Source organism: Labrys sp. E2SS-1L, from assembly GCF_057073705.1.
The window spans coordinates 928,728-950,371 of record NZ_CP172713.1 but is presented as its reverse complement, the minus strand read 5'-3'; the positions used below and the strand labels follow the sequence as shown (position 1 = coordinate 950,371).

Sequence of the window (21,644 nt, the reverse complement as noted above, 5' to 3'; positions counted from 1 at the left end):
AGAAGTCCTGCAGACCCTGGCCCATCTACTCGTGCTGGGCGGCGAGGCAGGCAAGGCGCTCGCCACGATCGAAAGGCTGGAGGAACTGGAAAGCGCCGACCATCCCGCCCTCGCCTTGCTCAAGGGCAAGGCCTTGCTGGCGGCGGGGCGCCCCGTGGAAGCGCGGCGGTCCTTTCAGGACTTTCTGGCGCAACGAGAGCTGAATGAGCATGCCTGACCGCCTTCTGACGTTCCTTGCCAAGGCCGCCAAGCGCGCCGATCTCGTCATCGCGATCATGATGCTGGTCGCGGTGATCATGATGCTCATCCCGTTGCCGACAGAGCTGGTCGACGTGCTGATCACCATCAACATCGCCATCAGCGTGCTGGTGCTGCTCGCCGCGCTCTACGTCACCCATCCGCTCGATTTCTCGTCCCTGCCATCGGTGATCCTGGTGGCGACGCTGTTTCGCCTCGCCATCACCATCACCACGACCCGCCTCATCCTGCTCCAGGCCGATGCCGGCCAGATCATCACGGCCTTCGGCACCTTCGTGGTCGGCGGCAGTATCGCAGTGGGACTGGTGGTGTTCCTGATCATCACCATCGCGCAGTTCCTGGTCATCGCCAAGGGCGCGGAGCGGGTCGCGGAAGTCGCCGCGCGCTTCACTCTGGATGCTCTGCCGGGCAAGCAGATGAGCATCGACGCCGAATTGCGCAATGGCGACATCGACAAGACGGAGGCGCGCCGGCTCCGGCAACGTCTGGAGCGCGAAAGCCAGCTCTTCGGCGCCATGGACGGTGCCATGAAATTCGTCAAGGGCGACGTCATCGCCGGCATCGTCATCATCCTGGTCAACCTGATCGGTGGTATCGCCGTCGGCACCCTGCAGCACGGCATGTCGGTTGGCGTGGCGGCCTCCACCTATGCCCTGCTGACGGTAGGCGATGGCCTGGTAGCCCAGATCCCGGCGCTGCTGGTGGCGGTGGCTTCGGGCACCATGATCACCCGCGTTTCAGGAGCGGAGGGCGAAGGCGATCTCGGCGGCCAGATCGCCGGGCAGCTGTTGCGCGATTCGCGCACGCTGGGCCTGGCTGCGGTCATCCTGGCCGGTCTCAGCCTCGTGCCTGGCTTCCCCACCATCATCTTCCTGATTCTCGGTGCCATATTGGGTGTTGGCGCCTATGCCCTCCATCGCAATGCCAAGGGGACGAAGGAGGAGGGACAGAGCTCGAACTCCGCGATTGCCTCCGATGTCGCGCGGTCCGGCAAGGCTTCCGGTTCCCTCACGGCCGAGGAAGGGGAGGAGACCCTGCCTTCGAGCCGGATCCTGGTTCGCTACGGCAAGGGCACGCTGCTCGACAGGGCCGTGCTGGACGAGCATGTGGGCGGTATTCGCCAGCGCCTCTACGATGATCTGGGCGTAGAGCTGCCCCGTATCGGGGTCTATGAAGACCCGGCCGTGCCGGGCCAGCACATCCGGATCGACGTGGAGGAGGCGCCGGTCCTGGAGGCGGATCTGCCCGAAGGCCGTATCAAGGTCGAGGGCGATGTCGCCAACCTCGCTCTGCTCGGCCTCGCCTACGAGGAACATCCCGCCGGCCCGCGTGACCAGGCCTTGTGGGTCGACGCCGGTGCGGCACCGGCCTTGGCAGAGGCTGGACTGGTCTCCTCCGAGCCGGGAGAAGTCGTCGGCCAATGGGCCGAGGACGTGTTGAGGCGCTATGCCGGGCACTTCGTCGGCATCCAGGAGACCCGGGCACTGCTTTCCGAAGCCGAGCAGGACTATGGCGAGCTGGTTAGGGAAGCCCGCGAAACGGTGCCGCTGCAGAAGATTGCCGAGGTGCTGCGCCGTCTGGTGGCGGAAAACGTGCCGATCCGCAATCTGCGCATCATTCTGGAAGCCTTGGTGGATGCAGGCGCCCACCAGCAGGATCCGGCCCTGCTTGCCGAGCATGTGCGCGTTGCGCTGAAGAGGCAGATCAGCTTCCGAGCCGCCGACCGCAACCGCGTCATCGCCGCCTATGTCATGCAGCCCTCGGCAGAGGAACTGCTGCGCGCTGGCCAGCAGACGGCGGCGATGGGCGGCTTCCTCGGCCTGCCGGAGGAGCAGGCCCAGTCCATCGTCACGCAGATCGGCCGGGCTCTCCGGGAAACTGCGCCCGATGCCGCACCGGTCGTCCTGACGGCGGGAGACGTCCGGCGGCACATGCGCACTTTCCTGGCGCAGCACGGCATCGAGCTTGCGGTTCTGTCCTATCAGGAGCTCGCACCGGAATTCAACGTGCAGCCGCTCGCCACCATCACCAGCCTGCAGGGCCAGGGCGCTGCCCGGCCTTCGCTCGCAACCACCCGCCCGGCCAAACAACATGAGGGGGCCGCCTGACACGGGGCAGGCACGGGCGCCATCGGTAGACGACAGGAGAGGAACGGAATGACAAGTCACGGCAGGGCCGGCCTTTGCATGGTCACACATGCAACGGGTCTCGCCCCGGAAATCGGTTGGTCTCTCCTGTATCGGCAACTGGCCGTGCTTGCCGCTTTCGCGCTTCTCCTGCTGGGCCTGGTGCAAGGCGCCTATGCCCAGACCATGACCAGCCTGCCGAGCAAGCCCAGCGTCGACCTCGCCGTGGGGCAGGGGCGGCTGTTCCGCTTCAAGCAGCCGGTCGAATCCGTCCTGGTCGCCGATACCACCATTGCGGATCTGCAGATCGTCTCGCCGCAACTGGTCTATGTCTTCGGGCTGAAGCCGGGCCTGACCAATCTGATCGCCGTGACGGCCGACCAGAAGGTCGAGGCGACCACGGAATTCCGGGTCAGCACCGATCCCCGACCTGCCCAGCGGGCCCAGAAGGTGATGCAGCCGCGCGGGGCGACCAATCTCACGATTTTCGGGGACCGCATCGTCGCCAGCGGCAATGCCGGCAGCGTCGACGAGGCGCTCGATACCGACGATGTCGCGCGTACCTACTCGCAGCCGGATCGGCCGCCGATCAACGACACCACCATCTCCGGCTCTCAGCAGATCAACATCCGCGTGCGCTTTGCGGAGATCTCGCGCTCCGAATTGCTGTCCTTCGGCGTCGACTGGGGCGTCTTCGCCAATTCGGGCAACTTCTCCTTCGGCCTCTTGAAGACCGGCGGTGTGAGCGAGGGCGGCGGCAATCTCGGCATTGGCCTGCGATCCAATGCCGTCAATGTCAGCGCGCTCATCGAGGCGCTGCAGCGCAACGGCATCGTCAAGATCCTGGCCGAGCCGAACCTGACCGCGGTCACCGGCCAGACGGCAAGCTTCCTCGCCGGCGGCGAGATCCCCGTGCCGATCCCGCAAAGCCGCGATACCGTGACGGTGGAATACAAGTCCTTCGGGGTCTCGCTCAACTTCACCCCGACCCTGCTCCCCAACAACCACATTGCCATTCACGTCAAGCCGGAGGTCAGCTCGATCTCCGATTCCGGCGGTGTCAGCCTGAACGGCTTCAACCTGCCGAGCTTCGTGGTGCGGCGTGCCGATACCACGGTGGAAGTCGCAAGCGGGCAGACTTTCGCGATCGCGGGGCTGTTCCAGCAGAGATTCGCGAAAAGCCTGCAGAAATTCCCGTTCCTGGGTGACGTGCCTGTGCTCGGCACGCTGTTCCAGTCCGAGCGTTTCCAACGCGAGGAAACCGAACTGGTGATCCTGGTGACGCCCTATCTCGTCCAGCCGGTGCGAGGCCATGACCTTGCTACCCCGATCGACCGGCCCGCCCGAAACAAGAAGGCTCGCAAGCCAGCGAATACCGCCGGCATGGGCCTCATCGTGAAATAGGAAGGACGGGAGCGATGCGCGCGAATTTGCTGCGGGCGGGTCTTTGCCGGGGTGTGGCTCTCCTCGGCGTGATGGGACTGGCCGGTTGCTCGGCCGGCCCGACAGCCGATTATTCCCCCGGCTACAGTTATGTGGCGACCAATGCCGGCCATGGTTCGGCCAAGGGCGCGACAGGTTCGGTGCTGGTGCCCGATGCCTGTCTTGGCCCCCCGGCCGATGTCCAGCGTCCGGCCTGGGGCACGGTGGAAGCTGCCATGCCCGATCTCGGAGCCCATCTGCCGCCGGGCTGCGCCAATGCCTATAACCTGCAGCGCATGACCGAAAGACAGGGGGATCTCGTCGAAGGCCGGCGCATGGGGCCGGCTGCCGGGGTCACGACCGCGCGCGCGGCCCGCAAATATCTGCTGGGAGAGAAGGAGGGGGATGCATCCTCATCGGAAAATCTCGGCGGTGCCGGCGGCGGCGCGACGCAGCAGTCCTCCGACTAGGGCCGGATTCGGACCGAGGGAAGGACCGGGCCATCGCCTAAAGCATTTTCCAGGAAATTTGACAGACTTTTCGGCTAAGAAAATGCGTCAGAACAAAGATCTAGAGAAGAATGACAATTCGGAGAAAAGTCGTTTTTCCCTAGCTGGCGCTGGCCCCGCCGTTCATCAGGCCGAGCGCCTCGGCGCGCTCCTTGGGACTGGACTTGGCGCGGATCGAGCGGGTGCGGGCCAGCAGCGCATCGACCTCGCTGCTGGAAAGGCCGACAGGCGGAGCGGAGCGGACCTGGCTGTCCTGGCCCAGCAGGCCGTAGCAGACCACGAGGTTGCGTTTGTGATGCAATTGCGCGTCCGGAGCCGCGGCGACCTGCTGGATGAACGGCATCGCCTTCGGCGCGTCGCCGGCGAGGGACGCGGCGAGCGCCATATTGGCCTTGATGTCGAGGTCCGCGGGCGACAGCGCCAGGGCGCGCGAGAAGGAGGCCTCGGCCGGGCCGGTCTGGCCGGCCACGGTCTGCGCGACGCCAAGCCGATTATAGGCGCTGGATGTGTTGACGATCTGCGCGCCCTCGCCGAGGGCGCGGAGCCCGGCCTCGTTGTCGCCGGTCGCCATCATGGCCGAGCCCAACCCAACCAGGGCCTTGCCATCCTTCGGCGATTTCGCCAGCGCGGTGCGATAGGCGCTTATCGCGCTGGGATAGGAGCCGGCACGGACATAGGCATCGCCGACCTCGACATTGGCCGTCGCGGAGGCGTCCGGCGCTGCAGCTGCCCTTTCGTAGAGGGCGAGCGCAGTTCCCTTGTCACCATGCGACTCGACATCGGCAGCCAGCCGCATCAGGCGGGAGGATTGCGTGTTCGATGCGCTCCCCAGGCCGACAGCGGGCGTGTTGGCAGTATGCGCCGTGGTGCAGGCCGAAAGCACCATCATCGCAAAGACGGGACAAAACGCCGTGCGCAGCCGCATGCCGATCCTCCTGAAAGCCGCCGGATCATATCGCAAGCCTCCTGCCGCGGAAACCATATACGCAGGTCATCCACGAGGAACCTCGCGAACATGCACAATCGCGCAGGAAATAGCGTTATCGCGCATGGTATAGGGCGCTGAGATGTCCCAGGAAAGCGAAGAGAAAAAGCTTCCCGCTTCGGAAAAGAAACTGCGCGATGCACGGCGCAAGGGCCAGGTTTCCAACAGCCGGGACCTTGTTTCAGGCTTCTCGATCTTCGCGGCGCTGGCTTTTCTCTATATTGCCGGGTCCGGCATCATGGATCGCATCAAGCAATTCGCCGAGCTTGTCGCGAGTGCGCAATCGGCTCCCTTCGCCCAGACCGCCAGTGCCCTCATTCATCAGGCCATGCTCACGCTTCTCTATATCGTGGTGCCGCTGGCGGGTGTCGTCGTTGCCGTGACGATTCTGGTCAGCACCATCGCGACGCGCGGGCCGGTGTTTTCCTTCGAACCGCTCAAGCCGCAATTCGAGCATGTCAATCCTGCCAAGGGGTTGAAGCGCATCGCATCCCTGCGCAATGTCGTCGAGTTCGCCAAGAGCCTGATGAAGACGCTGCTGCTAGCGGCCGTCTTCGTCGCCATCATGGCCGCCTGGCTGCAACCGCTCTTCGAGGTTCCAGCCTGCGGCCAGTCCTGCCTCGAGCCGACGCTGCTGGCCATCCTTACGCCCCTGGGGGGGGCGGCGGCGCTCGCCTTCATCGTGGTCGGCCTCGTCGACATGCCGATCCAGCGTGGCCTCTTTCTGCGCGACATGCGCATGACGAAGACCGAATACAAGCGAGAACACAAGGACTTGGAGGGTGATCCTCTGATTCGACAGGAACTTCAGCGCCAGCGTCGTGACACGGCCAGCCGGCCCTATAGGCTCGGCCTTGCCAATGCGGTGCTGGTCATCGCCGGCCCGGAGCGCCTGGTGGGTTTGCGCTATGTACGCGGCGAAACCCCCGTTCCCGTCCTGGTCGGCAAGGGCGAGGGCGCTGCTGTGCCGGGCCTGCGTGTGCAAGCCCGCGAACTCGACCTGGCAATCGTCGAGGATGGAGCCCTGGCCGAAGTCCTGTTCGAGCGCACGGCTCCCGGCGCCTATGTCGAGCCCGACTATTTCCCGGCCATCGTCGCCCATCTGGTCAAGAACGGGCTGGTCTAGAGCAAAGGGCGTTCAGGCTGAAACGCACTTTTGCTCTAACTATTTGTTTTAACGAATTTTCTTGAGCGAGAAGTCTGTCGGCTTTTCTGGAAAACGCTCCAGGACATCGTCGCCGGTCAGGCCACCGGGACGGCGATGCCGAGCGCCGCGAGAGCGACATCGATCTGCGCCACAGAAGCCGGTCCGGCATTGCCCTTGCGAACCTTGGAGGCGGTGTTGTCGATATGCACGGTGACTTCGCCCGAACCATAGTCGTCGGGCGCCGTGAAATCCTCCCGGGCGTTGAAGCGCGAGGGATCCGTATAGGTGGAATCGGACGAGGCGGTCTGCGGAAGTTTGGTGGCATCGCCTTTAAGGCCCGCGAGCGTATGGTGCAGATTGCTCACCAGCGTGTCGCGCGCCGCCTTGGGCATGGCGTTGATCCAGTCGATGAAGGCCTGCCGGCTGGTGGGGTCGTTCATCTTGAAGCCCTTGAGTTCGCCATATTGGATGAGGAGAGGCACGGGGCTGTAGCCTTCGCGGCTCTGGTTCCTCAAGGCGGTGGCAGCCTCTTCCGACAGGCCGGCATGCTTGAGGAAGGCAGTCGCGTCGGCGGTCTCGAATTCGTGATTGTCGCGATTGCCCGCCACGACGAACTGGGCGATTACCGCGCCGATGACGACGGCCAGCCCGATCGGTCCGAAGGCGGTGCCGGTGCCGAGCGCGGCCATCACCGTGCCGCCGCCGGCGACCAGGGAGAGGCTGCCCATCGTCGGATCGCCCGCCTTGAAATAGTCGACCGCGTTCCAGACATCGAAGATGGCGCCGACCGCACCGAGAACCTTCACCGCCGGCTTGCTGCTGGATCCGAACACCTCCACCGTCTTGTTGCCGCCCGAGAGAAGGCCAAAGCCGTGCGAGAGCTCGATCGCACGCTGGCTGACGCCGGCGGCATCGATCACCATCTTGAGGCCGCCCTTCCAGGTCGGATTATTGGCAAAGTTGACGCCGGTATTGACCAGGCCCGCCAGGGTAGCGGCAGTGCCGATAATGCGCAGGATCTTGCCCGGCGTCGTGTCGTTCTTGAAGGCCTTGATGCCATTGGTGTCGGTGATGTCGTCCAGCCCTGCATTGAGCTGGCGCATCTTGCGCTCCACTTCGGCGGGCGTGTCACCGGCCTTTGGCAGTGAATCCTCGACCAGCTTGACGGCCTTGTCGAGCTCGCTCTGCTTGACGCCGAGCATCTTGGCCATGCTGCCGTCCTTGAAGGAGACGAGCGCATCGTCGACCTTCTTGAACGTCGCCGGATTGCTTGGGTCGAAATCGGCGAAGCCGGGGATCACGGTGCGGCGGATCAGCTGGGTTGCCGCTTCCTCGACGATCTTGCGGCCGCGGTCCGTCAGGCGCAGCGTGCCTGCCAGCTTGTCGAACTTGGGCAGGCCGAGCAGGGTCGGCTCCTGCGTCAGCGTCATGTTGAGCGCCATCGCGGTCTTGTCGTCGGCGAGCAGTTTGGCGACGGCGTCGTTGGCCTGTTTCTGATACCGGGCGAGCTCGGGCGGCAGATTGCCCAACTGGTCGATCTGGACCAGGAGCTTCTTGCCGTCCTCGCGGATCTGGGCGGCGAGGTCCTGCTCCTTCTGCTGCCATTGCGGGCCCTTGCCCGTCTTGTAGTCGGCGATCGCCTGGGTGAGCTGCTCGGGCGTCATCAGCGGGCCCTTGCTGGCGATCAGATATTGCAGCTCCTTGGTGTGTTCCAGATAGGCATCGACATCCTTGTTCACGGTGCCGGCCGCAAATTGCTGCACATTGGGAATGACGGTTTCGTCGACCGGGTAGCCGAGGGCAAGCGGGTAATCTAGGCGCGAGCCGCTGGCGATGGCCTGGGGGATGGAGTTGATGTCGTAGCTTCCGATCTCGGCGAAGCGCGTGACGATGGTCGATGCGCCTGGTGCGTCGCCTATCTTGTCGATGATCGCCATCAGGTTGGACAGGCCTTCCATGCCGATCAGATCGGTGCCGATCTCGCGCTGACGCGTGGCATTGGCGGCCTCGATGGTGGGCAGGGCGGCCTGCATCAGCTTCACGGCGAGGTCAGGGTCGGCCTTGTCCACCAGGCCGCGCAGATTGTACATCACGGTCGCGGCATCGCCCTGGTCGCTGACCGCCGTCTTGGGATCGTAGTTCTTCAGCTGCTGGGTCGCTTCGTCGGCAGCGGCCTGGATGAGGGTGAGGGCATCCTGCGAATTGGCGATGGCCCGCTTCACCTCGGGTGTCGCCTTGGCGTAGCCCTCCGCCATTTTCTCGAAGGCCTTGCCGGGGCTGCCTGCGGCATTGGCGTCGTCGATGATCTTGCGCGCCGCGGCCTCCACCTGCGGCCCGGCATGGCCGGAGGGGCGCAGGGCGATGCCGAGATCCTTGCCGGCCGCTTCGATGGCGCTCTGCGCCGGGCCGCCATCCGTCCAGTCGCGATCGAACAGGCGCTGCAGCGCGGCCGGCCGCGCGGCTTCCGGCAAGCCGCCCAGATAGGCCTTGGTGTCGGCAGTGAGTTGTTTCTGCTCGGCCGCGAAATCATAGTTCGGATCGTCGGAATCGGCGCCCTTGTTGCCGCGTTCATAGAGGCCTTTCGCGAAAGCCTCCTCCGGATCGGTCTCCAGCCCGCGCTCGCGAATGGCCGCTTCGGCGCTGGCCTTGGCCGGGCCGCCATCCGACCAGTCATAGGCAGCGATCCTGAGGGCAGCCGCCTGGCGCTGGGATGGCGGCAGGGCATCGAGATAGGTCCCGATATCGGCCTTGATCGCCGCACCACCGGCCTTCAGCTCCTCCAGGGAGATTCCGTCCTGGTAGCCGAGCTTGTTGCCCTGGCCATAGAGATCGTCGAGGAACGCCTTTTCTCCGGACGGCACGCCGCCGGCACCGGCTGCGGACTTGGCAACCAGCTCGGGCGCGCTTTCAGGGACGATGACGACATCATTGGGATGCAGCACCTCGCCATTGGCGTCGAGATGCCCCTTATTGGCCGCGATAAGGTCCGCAAACTTGACATTGCTCTCGGCCGCGATCTTCCACAGGCTGTCGCCCTGTTCGACGATAACCGTCTTTTCCGTTTTCGGATCGAGCTGCTTGGGCCCGCCGGCATCGGCACGCTCGCGCACGGCCTTGTCGATCTGCGATTCGAAGAATTTCTGCTGCTGCGGGGGGAGCGCGAAGCTCACATTCCGGATCGGATCGAAGCGAAACCGTGCGTTCGGATCTATACGAAAAGACATGCTGCGTTACCCCGCCAGAATCAGTCGTGCCATGGCGACGGCGCATCCGCCGCGAACGGCTGCGCGGCCAGTTTGTGGGCAGCACTATGGCCGGGGGTGGATGATGGTTTGATGACACGCCGGGACCATCCGGCGCGGGCCTGGTGGATTCCGCGAGGCGAAGGCGGACACGTCAGATCCTGGACTGGCCCATTGGGAAAGGCTGGACTATCGTCGCATCTCACTTGTGATATCGGTGAGTTGATTGCCGGAAGATTTCCATCTGCGATGGTCGACGGCGAATAGTCCGATCAAGATTTGGGGCCGGTATGGGTACGATCTGGCAATCACTCCTGGCAAACCTTGCACTCGTCTCGATATTTCTGGTGGGATGGGACATCATTTCGGATCTCGCCAGGCGGACGTCCAGGAAAGTTCAGGATCTCCTCCTGGGTGCGGTGATGGCGGGCGGGGCCATAATATCCATGCTGTTGGCCATGCCGATCGCCTCCGGCTTCATCGTCGATCTGCGGTCCGCCTTCATCGCTTCCGCCGCCTTTTTCGGAGGATGGAGAGCGGCTGCCATTGCCACCCTGTGCGCGATCGCCTTCCGGCTCTATCTCGGCGGCGCAGGGGCATGGCCGGGTGTGACAGGCATCCTGATCTCGGCAGCCGTCGGGCTGGGCTATCACTACGCCATAGGCGGCCGGCGCCGGAAGTCGGTGGATATTCTCGGGTTGGGTGCTGCGGTCGCTGCCGGCAGCGCCATCGGCTTCATGCTGTTTCCATCACATGCGGGTCTCGAGATTTTCAAACAGGCCGGTTTGCCGCTGTTGTCGTTCGTCTTCGTCAGCCAGATCATCATTGGCGTCCTGCTCGACAGGCAATGGCGTCGACGCGAACTGGCGGAAGCCAATTTGATCTTCAGTGCGATGGTGCGAGAGCTGCCGGATTGCCTCAATGTGAAGGATAGTCAGGGCCGTTTCATCGCCGCCAATCCCGCAACGGCCAGATTCATGCGGGCCGGTTCGGTGGATGCCCTGATCGGCAAGACGGATTTCGATTTCTTTCCCACGGATCTGGCGGAGAAGTTTCGACAGGACGAAGTGTCGACCCTGGAGCGTGGCGAGACGGTGCGGATCGATCAGCCGGCCGTGTTTCCGGACGAGCGGAAGGGCTGGATAGCGACATTGAAAGCGCCGTTCCGTGACGAGGCCGGGCGGATCGTCGGCATCATCACCTATAATCGCGACGTGACCGAGCAAAGGCGTGCGGCCCAGCTCAAGAACGAATTCATCTCCACCGTCAGCCATGAATTGCGGACGCCGCTGACCTCGATCCGCGGCTCTCTCGGCCTCATCGCCGCCGGTGTCACGGGCGCACTGCCTCCAAAGGCCGCCAATCTCGTCAAGATCGCCCACACCAACAGCGAGCGGCTGGTTCATCTCATCAACGATATCCTCGACATGGAAAAGATCGAGTCGGGCAAGATGGTGTTCCAGGTCACCAGGACGGCGCTGCGCCCGGTTCTGGAGCAAGCCATCGCGGGCAGCACCAACTACATGTCCGAAAAGCAGATCCGCATCGCCCTGATGGACGACGCCCCTCGTGCGGAAGCCGTTCTCGATCCGGATCGGCTGCATCAGGTCCTGGCCAATCTCCTGTCGAATGCCATCAAGTTCTCACCCGACGGCGAGACGGTAATCCTCCGATTGCAGCGCCAGCCGGGCAGAAAGCTGCGCATATCGGTGATCGATCGCGGCAGCGGCATTCCGGACACTTTCCAGGATCAGATTTTCGAGAAATTTGCCCAGGCCGATGCCTCGAACACCCGCAGCAAGGGTGGCACCGGCCTTGGCTTGAGCATTGCCAAGACGATTGTCGAAAAGCTCGGCGGCAGCCTCTCTTTCGAAACAGGAGAGGGAACCGGCACGGCCTTTCACGTCGATCTCCTGGAAGCGGAACGGCCGCCCAGGCCGGAACCGGCCGTCATCGTGCGCAAGCGGGACAACCGGCTCAGGGTACTGATCTGCGAAGACGAGGCCGACATTTCCGCTGTGCTTGCCATGCTTCTCGATGCGGAGAATTTCACCAGTGATGTCGCCCCCGACATCGCCTCGGCCAAGACCCTTCTGCGCACACGCGACTATGTGGCGATGACGCTGGACATCAAGCTGGCCGGGGAATCGGGCATCGAGCTCTTCCGCCATATTCGAGCCTCCGCCACCAATGCCGACATTCCGGTCATCGTGATCTCGGCAGTCGCCGACGAAACCCGGCGCTCCCTCAACGGATCGGCGATCGGGATCGTGGACTGGCTGGAGAAACCCGTCGACCCCGATCGTCTTCATGCCGCGCTAGAAAAGATCGTCACCCGCAAGCTCGATCGGCGGCCCAACATCCTGCATGTCGAGGATGACGAGGGTGTCCTGACCGTGATGTCGGAAGGGTTGGGGCCGGATGTCTGCATTTCCTCGGCCCGCTCCTTGGTGCAGGCCCAGGAGGCGATTGCGCTGCAGCGCTTCGATCTGGTCATTCTCGACATCGGGCTGCCGGATGGGTCCGGGCTCGACCTCCTGAAGGATCTGCCGCCCGAGACGCCGGTCATCGTGTTCTCGGCCGTGGAGCTCGACCAAAATCTCGGCGATCGCGTCAGGGCCATCATGACCAAGACCAAGACGTCCGAGCTGGATGTGGCAAGGCTCGTCAAGAACTTGCTACCGACCTTCGATATTCATATCCATGCGACGACCCCCGGGGAGTGAATCGATGCCGACCAAGATCCTTTATGTCGACGACGAGGATGACATCCGGGAAATTGCCCAGATCTCCCTGGAGCTCGAACCGCAATTCGAGGTGCGTTCGTCCGCCTCGGGCAGCAGGGCGCTCGTCGATGCCGCAGAGTGGCAGCCGGATCTGGTTTTGCTGGATGTCATGATGCCGGGCATGGACGGACCGGAAACGCTGCGCCAGCTGGCTGCATCGGCCCGAACGGCTGCAATTCCGGTCGCCTTCGTCACCGCCCGGACCCAAACGCATGAGGTCGTGCGATATCGTGCCATGGGCGCGATCGGCGTGATCGCAAAACCGTTTGATCCCATGGCGTTGGCGAAGGATGTGAAGAGACTGCTTCAGGAGCGTGGATCAGGCCGGCAGCTTTTGTGAAGGTCTGACTGGTGCGGTTCATTCGGACAGGATGGAAAAATCGGGCTTGTTCGCTAGCCCTGTTCGCTGCCATTGAGATCATGTGCTTGTCTCCGTTCATGTCGGTTGCCTTCGCCTCGGAGGGCAAGGAATGGTCCTTTCCCATGCCAGGTCTTACGGCCACACCCGAAAAGCTCGTCGTCATCGGTGTGAAGGAGAATGGACTTTTCAAGCCGACCGAGGTCGTCCGGCCTGGGCAGGAGGACAGCAAGCGGCCATCACGGCCGGCCTCCTTTCCCTTCGAGGCCAATTTGCTCCCTCTGCTCGATCATCGCGTTTTTGGGGTGGAGGAGCGCGTCCAACTGTCGTCGGATACAGCGGGGGTCGTGATCCGATGCTCCCCGGGGCGTCGACCGGCCGGCGTGGTATTCAGCGCGGCCGGATACCGGCTCCCGCCCGGCATGCGGGGGGCGTTGCGCATCGAGGGGCAAGGTTCGACCGGTTTCGGCCTAGCCCTGACCGCGCCGGGCGAGGATGCGCCCGAGCGCCCCTCCGGCGGCATGCAGGCCCTACCTTCGTCCATCCCTTCGGCAACCTGGCGCAACACCGACGGTGTCCGCAACCTGGTCGTGACCTGCCCGCAGGGCGACGCGACGGTGACGATCTCGGCTTTGCACCTGGTCCCCGATAGTGTCGGAGACCATCGGGGCGTCGGGAGCTGGATCTGGGACCTGCGACCCTGGCTCGCCGATCCCGGCCGGTTGGTGGACGAAGCCCGGCGCGAGGGGGTCGATCGTCTCTATGTGCAATTGCGCATCGAGGGGGGGCAGGTCGAGGACGCTGCCCAGATTGTCCGTTTGATCGAAGTGCTCGCTCGCGCCGATATCGCCGTGCATGCGGTGGAGGGCGATGCGGCAATGGCCACGTCTGCCGGGCGTGCCCATGCACTCGACCGGGCCAGGATATTGCAGCGCTTCAAACAGGCCGCTCCTGGGCTGCGTTCGTTCCAATATGATATCGAGCCCTATCTCCGGCCCGAATATGCCGCCGATCGTGCTGCCGGATGGCGTGAGTGGGCGACGACCGTCAAAGTGCTTTCGCAGGTGTTTGGCGAGCCCATCGAAGTGGTGCTGCCCTTCTGGATGATCGATGATGCGGCGGGCGAGCAGGCTCTGGAAAGTGTGCGTGGATCGATCGGGTCAATTGCCGTAATGGCCTATCGCACCGACCCGGCAATCGTCGAGCAAATCGCGCAGCCATGGCTGAATTGGCAGGGCGCTGATGCAATTCCGGTTGGCATCGCGCTCGAAAACGGTACAGTTCCTGACGAATATCACAGAACATATGTTCGAGCTCGGCGCGGCGAGGTTCTGCTTGATCGCTCAGAAGATGGGGGCGCTGTACGAATACTGACCGAACAGATCTCCGATTCAAAAACTAAACCTGTTTTTTCGCTAAGTCACGAAGTTGAGGTGAATTCATCGCGAATCAGCTTTATGAATGCTCGCCAGACCCTGGCAGAGGCTCGAAGAAGGCTTGAGCGGACATTGTCGGCATGGCCTGGGTTCGGTGGCTTGCTGATCCATGAATTGCTTGGGCCGGGGCAGTGACGGTTGACGTAGGACAGTGCAAGTGAGTGCTGCGAAGACAAAGGTCCTGATCTGCGACGATGACCCCTTGTTGCTGGAGCTCATGGAGTTTCGGCTGCAGGCAAAGGGCTATGACGTCGTCAAGGCGGTCGATGGTGCGGAAGCGCTTTCCCGGGTCGGAGGGGAGCGGCCGGATATCGTCGTACTCGATGCCATGATGCCGAAATCGGACGGATTCGAGGTTCTGGCCCGCATCAAGAACGATCCCGACCTGTCTGCGATTCCGGTTGTGATGCTGACGGCCCGCAAGGGGGAAAAGGACATCGTTTCCGCTCTGGAGAAGGGGGCGGACGACTATCTGGTCAAGCCCTTCATTCCCGAGGAATTACTGGCGCGGCTGGCACGCCTGGTTTCGCGGCGGCAGGGCAGGCGCGGATGAAAGGGCGGGCGGGCGCCGTCGCATTGACGCTTCTTCTGGCGCTCGGGCAGGCTGCTTCGGCCCAGACCTCCGATGAGCTCTATGCTTCCGGCGTCAAGGCCCGTCAGCAGCAGCATTTTGACGAGGCTGCCGATCTGTTCAGACGTGTCCTGGCACAAAAGCCCGACAATACAGATGCCCTCGTGCAATTGGGCTTCGTCGAACTCGGCCGCAACGATCTTGCGGCTGCCCGCGAATCCTTCGCCAAGACGCTTGCCCTCGCACCTGCCTATGCGGACGCCAAGTTCGGGCTGGCGGAGATCGAGTTCCGCTCCGGGAATTTGGATGCGGCGCTCGGGCTCGTCGAACCGCTCGCGCAGGAGCATCCCGACAATGGCGATTTTGCACAGCTTCTCGCCAATCTCCGCAAGGCGCAGGCAGCGAAGAAGCAGGCGGCGACCGCGAGGCCTGTAAAACCCGGCCCCGCCAAGGCTTTTCACCCATCCAAGCCTCACCCATCCAAGCCTCGTCCGGATCCCGTTGGGGCCTTGCTGGAGAAGGGCCGGAAGCTCAGAAATGCCGGGCGCTTTGCCGAGGCCGAGCAGGTCTATCGCGATGCCCTCAAACGTGCACCGGGCAATACGGACGTGCTGGTGGCGCTCGGCCTGGTCGCGGGCTTCCAGCAGAAGTTCGAGGAGGCAGGCCGTTTTTTCGATGCCGCTCTTCGGATCAGGCCTTCCTTGCTCGACGCCAGGCTCGGCAAGGTGCGGCTCGCTCTTTGGCAAGGCGATGTCGCGCTTGCCAGGACCCGCATCGACTCCGTCCTGGCCGACGCACCCGGCAATTCGGAAGCCCTTGTCCTCGCGGGGCGGATCGCCATGCTCGAAGGCGACCATGCTCGCGCGGCCCGGGTCTACCAACAGGTCCTGGCGCGGGAGCCTCGCAACAGCGAGGCCCTGGTGGGGTTTGGCGATATCAGCCGGGCAGAGGGCGATGACGATGCGGCGCGACAGGCCTATCGCCAGGCTTTGGCCATCGAGCCCCATTCCCAGGATATCGCGCAGCGACTGGCCGTGCCGCCGCCTCGCAAATGGCGTTTCGACATCGGCAGCGAGGTCAGCGCCTTGACGGCGGGGCAGGGAAACTGGACGGATAGCATCGTCGGCCTGTCCTACCGCCTGACGCCCAGCACCACCGTTTCGGGCAAGACCCGTCTCGCCACGCGTTTCGGCCAGACGGACCTGCAGGTCGAAGGGCGTGTCGACCACGCTTTCTCCTCGCGATTTTCGGCCTATGCCCTGGTCGCTGCGACACCGAGCGCGGATTTTCTGGCCCGCTATTCCGTCGGCACCGGTGCTTCCTGGCAGGCGGTTTCCCGCACGAACGGCGTCGGCCCGCTGTTTCTCAATGTCGATGCCCGTTATGACGATTTCGCAGACACGCGGGTGACGACGATTTCGCCCTGGATCCAGGGTTATGTCTTTGATGGCCGCCTCGGCCTATCGGCCCGCTGGGTGCACGCACGCGATGATGCTGATACCCGCGCCGACGGCTATGTGCTTCGGGCCGATGTCGTGGTGACGCCGCGATTGTCGCTGTTCGCGGGCTATGCCGATGCTCCCGAGATTTCGGACGGCTCCCTGGTGCCAACCCGCTCCGTCTTCGGTGGTGCTGCCTATGACCTTACCGACGACCTGACGCTGAGGGCCAGCTTCGCCCATGAAAGGCGCCGGGCCTTCGATCGCAATACCTTCGGTCTTGGCCTGACCGCCCGGTTCTGATCATGCTCTGGCTGATATGGTCCATTTCGATTGTCCTGAGCGTCTTGTCGCTCCTGGTCATGGGCATGCTGATCCTTCGGCGCCTGCTCAAGCAGCGCCGGAAGGCGGCCGAGGCACAAGCCCGCCAGACCGTGCTCAGGGCATTGATCACCTTCTCCCACGACCGCGACCGTCAGGTCCTGAAGCAAGTGGTCGCCAGCGTTCCGCCACGCGTGGCCCTGGATGCGGGTTTCGAGTTCCTGGCCCTGTTGCGGGGAGATGAGCATGATGCCGTCATCGCACTTTTTGCCGAGTGTGATCTGCCCGCCGAAGCAGGTCGCCAACTTCGCAAGGGCAATGCCGCCGCGCGCATTCATGCCGCCGAGATGTTGGCCAAGTTCAAGTCGAACGACACGGCAGCCGCGCTGCAGACGGCTTTGGAACGTGATCGCTCTCGGGAGGTGCGTCTTGCGGCTGCGATCGCTCTTTGCGATCTTGACGCGTTGCCTCCACTCGATGCCGTCTTGCGCCAGATCGGCCTGACCGGCCAGCGCTCCCGGCGCCTGGTCGATTTGTTCAGGCGTCTGCCGGCCGATCGTTTCGATGAATTGAAGGCCCATATTGCCCGTCCCGATACCACGGCCTTCGTCAAGTCTGCGGCGATCGAGGCCCTGGCCCGGACGGGCGACCATCGGCTCAATGACCTCTTCCAGCAGGCAGCCAAGGAGGCCATTCCCGACGTCGCGGCAGCGGCAGTCCGGGCCCTGGGTTTGCTCGGCCATGCCGATGCTGTCCCCGTTCTCACCGAGGCCATGGCCCATGGCGACTGGAGCGTCCGGGCGGAGGCGGCCGAGGCCGCCGGTCGCCTGGGGCTGCCGGATTTCGTCGCGCCTCTCCTCGTGCTGCTGGACGACGATATCTGGATGGTGAGCTACACGGCCGCAAAAGCCATGCGCGGCATCCCGCCATTGGGCGAGGACAGATTGCGCGAAGTCGCCGCGGGTGAGACCTCCCTTCGCCAGCGCATCGCCTCGCTCGTTCTCGCGGAAGGACCTGCATGATGTCGGACTGGGCTCACTACGCTACGCTAGGAGCGGGCATCCTCGCCTGGCTCATCATTGCCCTGGGCCTGATTCAGACGCTGGTCTATCTGCTGCAGCTCTTGGTGGCCGCTTATGCGCTTTCGCGGCGGCCGCCCGTTACGCGCTCGGCTCTGCTATGGCATCGCTATGCCGATATCGCGCCGCCGATCGCCCTGATCGTGCCTGCCTATAACGAGGAAATGAACATCGTCGAGAGCGTCCATTCGATGCTGGCGCTCGAATATCCCAATTTCGAAGTGGTGGTGGTCAATGACGGCTCCAAGGATCAGACATTGCAGCGTCTGATCGAGGGCTTTCGGCTGGTGAAGTTCCAGCGGCCACATGAAGACGCCCTCAAGCACAAGCCGATCCGCGGCCTCTACTCCTCGCCCATGAACGAAAGGCTGTTCGTGGTCGACAAGGAGAATGGCGGCAAGGCGGATGCGCAGAATGCCGGCATCAATGTCTGCCGGGCGCCTGTCTTCTGCGTCATCGACGGGGACTCGATCCTGGAGCCGGATGCGCTGATGCGCGCCGTCCAGCCCTTCATCGAGGATCCGGAGCGTGTGATCGCAGTGGGCGGAACCATTCGCATCGCCAACGGTTCGCGCATCGAAAGCGGCCGGGTGCAGGAGGTCAACCTGCCCAGGCGCTGGCTGCCGCTGTTCCAGATCGTCGAATATCTGCGCGCCTTCCTGATGGCACGGCTGGCCTGGAGCCGCATCAATACCTTGATGCTGGTCTCGGGCGCCTTCGGGGTGTTTCGCCGGGCCGAGGTCGTCGCCGTCGGAGGCTTCACCAAGGGCTCGATGGGCGAGGATCTCGATCTCGTCATCAAGCTTCATCGCCACATGATCGATGCGGGGCGGCCCTATCGCATCCAGTTCATTCCCGAACCGGTATGCTGGACGGAGGCGCCGGAAACGCTTGGCGTTCTCGGCCGCCAGCGTTCACGCTGGCAACGTGGCGCGCTCGAATGCTTCTTTCGCTATCGCTCGATGCTGTTCAGGCCGCGCTATGGCCGCGTGGGCTTCCTCGGCCTCGGCCACATCCTGGTGGTCGACGTGCTCGGGCCGATCGCCGAGGTGCTGGGCTATGTCCTGATCCCGGTGAGCTGGTTCCTCGGCTTCCTGTCCACGCCCTATATGTTGGCCTTTGCCGCGCTGGTCTTCGTCTACGGCGTGTGCGTCAGCGTCGGGTCGCTGGTGCTGGAGGAAATGGAACTGCAGCGCTTCCCGCGAGCGCGTGATCTGGCCATCCTGACCCTGGCTGCCGTGGTCGAGAATTTCGGCTACCGTCAGCTCAACAATTTCTGGCGTATCAAAGGGTGGTGGCAATATCTGCGTTCCGACCAGAACTGGGGCGAGATGACCAGGACGGGTCTGTCGGGGGCAGGCAAATAGCGCTTTGCCGCCCCATCATGCCAAGGCTGATTCGAGTTCCGCGATAAGCCGAGCGAGGTGCTGCTGAATGGCGACCTGATCCGTGCCGTCGGGCGCCGTAAGGGCCGTTTCAAGCTCGAATGCGCAGCGGCTCACCTCGGGAAAGCCGAAAGTGCCGCCGGCACCCGACAGCGAATGCGCGATCCTGACGAGATCTGCGTGTTTTTCCGAAGGAACTGCTATTTGGTCGTCGGCAAGCGTCTTCAGGGCAGCGAGCTGGCCATGCGCGCGTTCGATAAACCGCAGCCGCAGGCGCGCAATGGGATCTTCAATAATCGAAGCCTCCTGTGTTCGGGACGAAGCGGACCCATCCTACAGCGCCGGGCGGCGCGCAGCACACAATCTATTGGGCGCGAATGCGATCCAAATTCATCTTGTTGTTCCTGTATGTCGCGGCAAGCGACGTGCAGTTTCGTGGCGCAGCCCTCTGCTCACCAGGACGGGCCGGCACCTGTGGTTGCAGGCATTTGTCCAGGCGCCGCTTGGTGTCTGCTGCCTTGCGTTCGGCAGATCTGACATCGTCAGCCTTCATGTCCGCGGTGTTGGACCTGAAGGTGAAGCAGCTCTTTGAAGGGCTGGTATTGCCGGCGTAGTTGCAGTTTCCGAAGGTGAAATAGATACGGCCACCGACATCGACGACTTCGTAACCCCCGACATTGCGTTGATAGGTCACTTTCTGGAATTGCCGCAGTTTGATGCAATCGGAAGGAAGCGGGCGTCCTGACTTGATTTTATCGAGGGAGACGAAAAGCGTGCAGGCCGGCTGGTCGGGATACCGCGTGTATTTCTCGCCGAGCATCTGCGCAGATGCCGATGTTACTGCCGCAAGCGACAACGACAAGATCGCGACGAGAGACGAACTATGCATGACTCGCTCCTACTCAACCGTGGTTGAACAAATGTGATCATCCAGGTGTGGAGTAAGTGAGGCCTGAGGCTGCTTGCGAGGCTTCGCAGCATGGTTTTGCGCCAATACAGCCTGCCAAAGGCGACCGTGAAGTCGCTTTTCTAGCCGCGAATCTGGCCCAGGACCGCATCGCAATGGTCGACGAAGGCGTCGGCGTGCTCCCGGCGGAAGCAAAGGGGCGGGCGGATCTTCAGAGTGTTGCCATAGGCGCCTGCGGCGCCGATCAGGACACCGCGCTCGCGCAGCCCGTTGATCATGGCGCTGGCCGTTTCCGGCGCCGGCGTCTTGCTTTCGCGGTCCGTGACGAATTCCAGGCCGATGAACAGGCCGGCGCCGCGCACTTCGCCGATGGCAAGATGGCGGTTGGCGATCTTCCTCAGGCTGTCGCGCAGATAACGGCCGACATCGCGGGCATTCTCGATGAGACCCTCTTCCCTGATCACGTCGAGCACGGCGAGGCCCGCGGCCGCGGCCACGGGATTGCCGCCGAAGGTGTTGAAATATTTGTCGCGGGCGTTGAACGCGGCGAGCAGGTCTGGTCTCAGCGCCATGCCGCCCATGGGGAAGCCGTTGCCCATAGGCTTGCCCATGGTGACGATGTCGGGGACGATGCCGTGGCGCTGGAAGCCCCAGAGCGCATCGCCGGTGCGCCCGAAGCCCGGCTGGACCTCATCGGCGATGAAAAGGCCGCCCTGGGCGTGGACGGCGGCGATGACCGGGGCCAGCAGGCCGGGCGGGTCGGCGTGGACGCCATCGCTCGAGAAGATGGTATCGGCGATCATGCCGGCAAAGCGGATGCCCTTGCTCGCCATCTCCTTGATTGCCGCCATCACGGCGGCGGCCATGACCTCGCCGGGATGTTCGTCCGGCTTGCGATAGGAATCGGGCGCCGGGACGGTGCGCACATGCGGTGCGAGCGGGCGGCCGGGGCGCGACGACGGCGAAATGTCGGTCACGGCCGCCGTGTTGCCGTGATAGGCCATCTCGCTGACGATGAAGCCGGTGCCACCGGTCGCCGCCTGGGCGACACGCAGGGCAAGGTCGTTGGCTTCACTCCCGGTACAGGTGAGGACCAGATTGCCGATCGCCTCCGGCAGGGTCGCCAGCAGGCGCTCGGCATAGTCGTCGACGACGGCATTGAGATAGCGCGTATGGATGTTCAACCTGCCGACCTGCTGCCGGATCGCCTCCACCACCCGCGGATGGCAATGCCCGACGGAGGGTACGTTGTTGTAGACGTCGAGATAGCGCCTGCCATCCGCCCCCTGGATCCACACGCCCTCGGCGCTCACCGCCTCGATGGGCTCCCGATAGAACAGCACCGCGCCTTGCCCGAAAGTGCCAAGGCGCCGCTCCACGGCGCGGCGCGCCTGCTCGTCGCTCGGTTTGGCCGCTTGCGGGTCATAGGCGTTGAGGGCGAGGATTTCCTTCTCGATCTGCATGGCAGGGTCCAGGCGGGTTCGGGGGATGGCTGACGGCATCTCCCGGAGGAGACGAGCAACTTTGCAACCACCATCGAGTTGTGTGTGAGGTTCCACAATCTTCAAACACCCTCAGCACAGACTTTGAAGAATATCAGGAGCGGGTGTCATCGCATCTCTCAAACTATGCAAAAAACGACGCCAAATTTATCCGTTTGGTCAATACATGAA

Annotated in this window: 17 protein-coding genes; 12 read left to right on the top strand and 5 right to left on the bottom strand. The window is 63.5% G+C overall.

Features of this window, described 5'->3' with window-relative positions; translation table 11 throughout:
- Positions 1-31: 31 nt before the first annotated feature.
- The 4 genes from ACIGJE_RS29965 (at position 32) to ACIGJE_RS29950 (ending at position 4,276) form a co-directional block, all read left to right on the top strand.
- Complete coding sequence (locus ACIGJE_RS29965) at positions 32-217, top strand: hypothetical protein (protein ID WP_367626043.1); 186 nt, start codon at positions 32-34, stop codon at positions 215-217.
- Positions 204-2,366 (top strand): type III secretion system export apparatus subunit SctV, encoded by a 2,163-nt coding sequence (gene sctV / locus ACIGJE_RS29960; RefSeq protein ID WP_415085133.1) that lies wholly within the window; start codon positions 204-206, stop codon positions 2,364-2,366. The genes ACIGJE_RS29965 and sctV overlap by 14 nt, the downstream gene beginning before the upstream one ends.
- A 78-nt stretch (positions 2,367-2,444) precedes the next feature.
- Positions 2,445-3,788 carry a type II and III secretion system protein family protein gene (locus tag ACIGJE_RS29955; RefSeq protein ID WP_415085131.1) on the top strand — a complete coding sequence of 448 codons (1,344 nt, stop codon included), beginning with the start codon at positions 2,445-2,447 and terminating at the stop codon, positions 3,786-3,788.
- Positions 3,789-3,802: 14 nt separating this feature from the next.
- Positions 3,803-4,276, top strand: a complete 474-nt coding sequence (locus ACIGJE_RS29950; RefSeq protein WP_415085129.1) for a hypothetical protein — start codon at positions 3,803-3,805, stop codon at positions 4,274-4,276.
- A 139-nt stretch (positions 4,277-4,415) separates the two neighbouring features.
- Here the strand turns inward: ACIGJE_RS29950 and ACIGJE_RS29945 are convergent, their stop codons facing one another.
- Entirely contained in the window at positions 4,416-5,240 is an 825-nt protein-coding gene (locus ACIGJE_RS29945) for a tetratricopeptide repeat protein (protein WP_311943942.1), read from the bottom strand.
- A gap of 142 nt (positions 5,241-5,382) precedes the next feature.
- Here ACIGJE_RS29945 and ACIGJE_RS29940 point away from each other — a divergent pair, with 142 nt between their 5' ends.
- Complete coding sequence (locus tag ACIGJE_RS29940) at positions 5,383-6,426, top strand: EscU/YscU/HrcU family type III secretion system export apparatus switch protein (RefSeq protein ID WP_367626039.1); 1,044 nt, start codon at positions 5,383-5,385, stop codon at positions 6,424-6,426.
- A 116-nt stretch (positions 6,427-6,542) separates the two neighbouring features.
- Here ACIGJE_RS29940 and ACIGJE_RS29935 read toward each other — a convergent pair whose 3' ends face one another.
- Complete coding sequence (locus ACIGJE_RS29935; RefSeq protein ID WP_415085428.1) at positions 6,543-9,671, bottom strand: LysM peptidoglycan-binding domain-containing protein; 3,129 nt, start codon at positions 9,669-9,671, stop codon at positions 6,543-6,545.
- Positions 9,672-9,979: 308 nt separating this feature from the next.
- On the opposite strand from ACIGJE_RS29935, the gene ACIGJE_RS29930 reads away from it, so the two are divergent.
- From ACIGJE_RS29930 to ACIGJE_RS29900, 7 genes are all read left to right on the top strand, one after another.
- Positions 9,980-12,415 carry an ATP-binding protein gene (locus ACIGJE_RS29930; RefSeq protein WP_311943946.1) on the top strand — a complete coding sequence of 812 codons (2,436 nt, stop codon included), beginning with the start codon at positions 9,980-9,982 and terminating at the stop codon, positions 12,413-12,415.
- A 4-nt stretch (positions 12,416-12,419) separates the two neighbouring features.
- Positions 12,420-12,815 carry a response regulator gene (locus ACIGJE_RS29925; RefSeq protein ID WP_311943947.1) on the top strand — a complete coding sequence of 132 codons (396 nt, stop codon included), beginning with the start codon at positions 12,420-12,422 and terminating at the stop codon, positions 12,813-12,815.
- A gap of 86 nt (positions 12,816-12,901) precedes the next feature.
- Positions 12,902-14,404, top strand: coding sequence for a hypothetical protein (locus tag ACIGJE_RS29920; protein ID WP_415085431.1), 1,503 nt, complete (start codon positions 12,902-12,904; stop codon positions 14,402-14,404).
- Between the two features lie 22 nt (positions 14,405-14,426).
- On the top strand, positions 14,427-14,822 hold the full coding sequence (locus ACIGJE_RS29915; protein ID WP_068281395.1) for a response regulator transcription factor: 396 nt from the start codon (positions 14,427-14,429) through the stop codon (positions 14,820-14,822).
- Positions 14,819-16,582, top strand: a complete 1,764-nt coding sequence (locus ACIGJE_RS29910; protein ID WP_483680418.1) for a YaiO family outer membrane beta-barrel protein — start codon at positions 14,819-14,821, stop codon at positions 16,580-16,582. Before ACIGJE_RS29915 ends, ACIGJE_RS29910 begins: the two co-directional genes overlap by 4 nt.
- 65 nt (positions 16,583-16,647) lie before the next feature.
- Positions 16,648-17,622 (top strand): HEAT repeat domain-containing protein, encoded by a 975-nt coding sequence (locus ACIGJE_RS29905; RefSeq protein WP_483680416.1) that lies wholly within the window; start codon positions 16,648-16,650, stop codon positions 17,620-17,622.
- Positions 17,619-19,046, top strand: a complete 1,428-nt coding sequence (locus ACIGJE_RS29900) for a glycosyltransferase family 2 protein (protein ID WP_483680415.1) — start codon at positions 17,619-17,621, stop codon at positions 19,044-19,046. The genes ACIGJE_RS29905 and ACIGJE_RS29900 overlap by 4 nt, the downstream gene beginning before the upstream one ends.
- Positions 19,047-19,061: 15 nt before the next feature.
- Here ACIGJE_RS29900 and ACIGJE_RS29895 read toward each other — a convergent pair whose 3' ends face one another.
- The 3 genes from ACIGJE_RS29895 to ACIGJE_RS29885 all read right to left on the bottom strand — a co-directional run bounded on the left by ACIGJE_RS29895 (position 19,062) and on the right by ACIGJE_RS29885 (position 21,434).
- The gene (locus ACIGJE_RS29895) at positions 19,062-19,331 is read right to left on the bottom strand and encodes an Hpt domain-containing protein (RefSeq protein ID WP_440725153.1); all 270 of its coding nucleotides are present in this window, start codon (positions 19,329-19,331) and stop codon (positions 19,062-19,064) included.
- Between the two features lie 97 nt (positions 19,332-19,428).
- On the bottom strand, positions 19,429-19,953 hold the full coding sequence (locus ACIGJE_RS29890; RefSeq protein WP_483680414.1) for a hypothetical protein: 525 nt from the start codon (positions 19,951-19,953) through the stop codon (positions 19,429-19,431).
- Between the two features lie 140 nt (positions 19,954-20,093).
- A complete protein-coding gene (locus tag ACIGJE_RS29885; RefSeq protein ID WP_483680412.1) occupies positions 20,094-21,434 on the bottom strand; it encodes an aspartate aminotransferase family protein in 1,341 nt (446 codons plus the stop codon).
- Positions 21,435-21,644 lie beyond the last annotated feature (210 nt).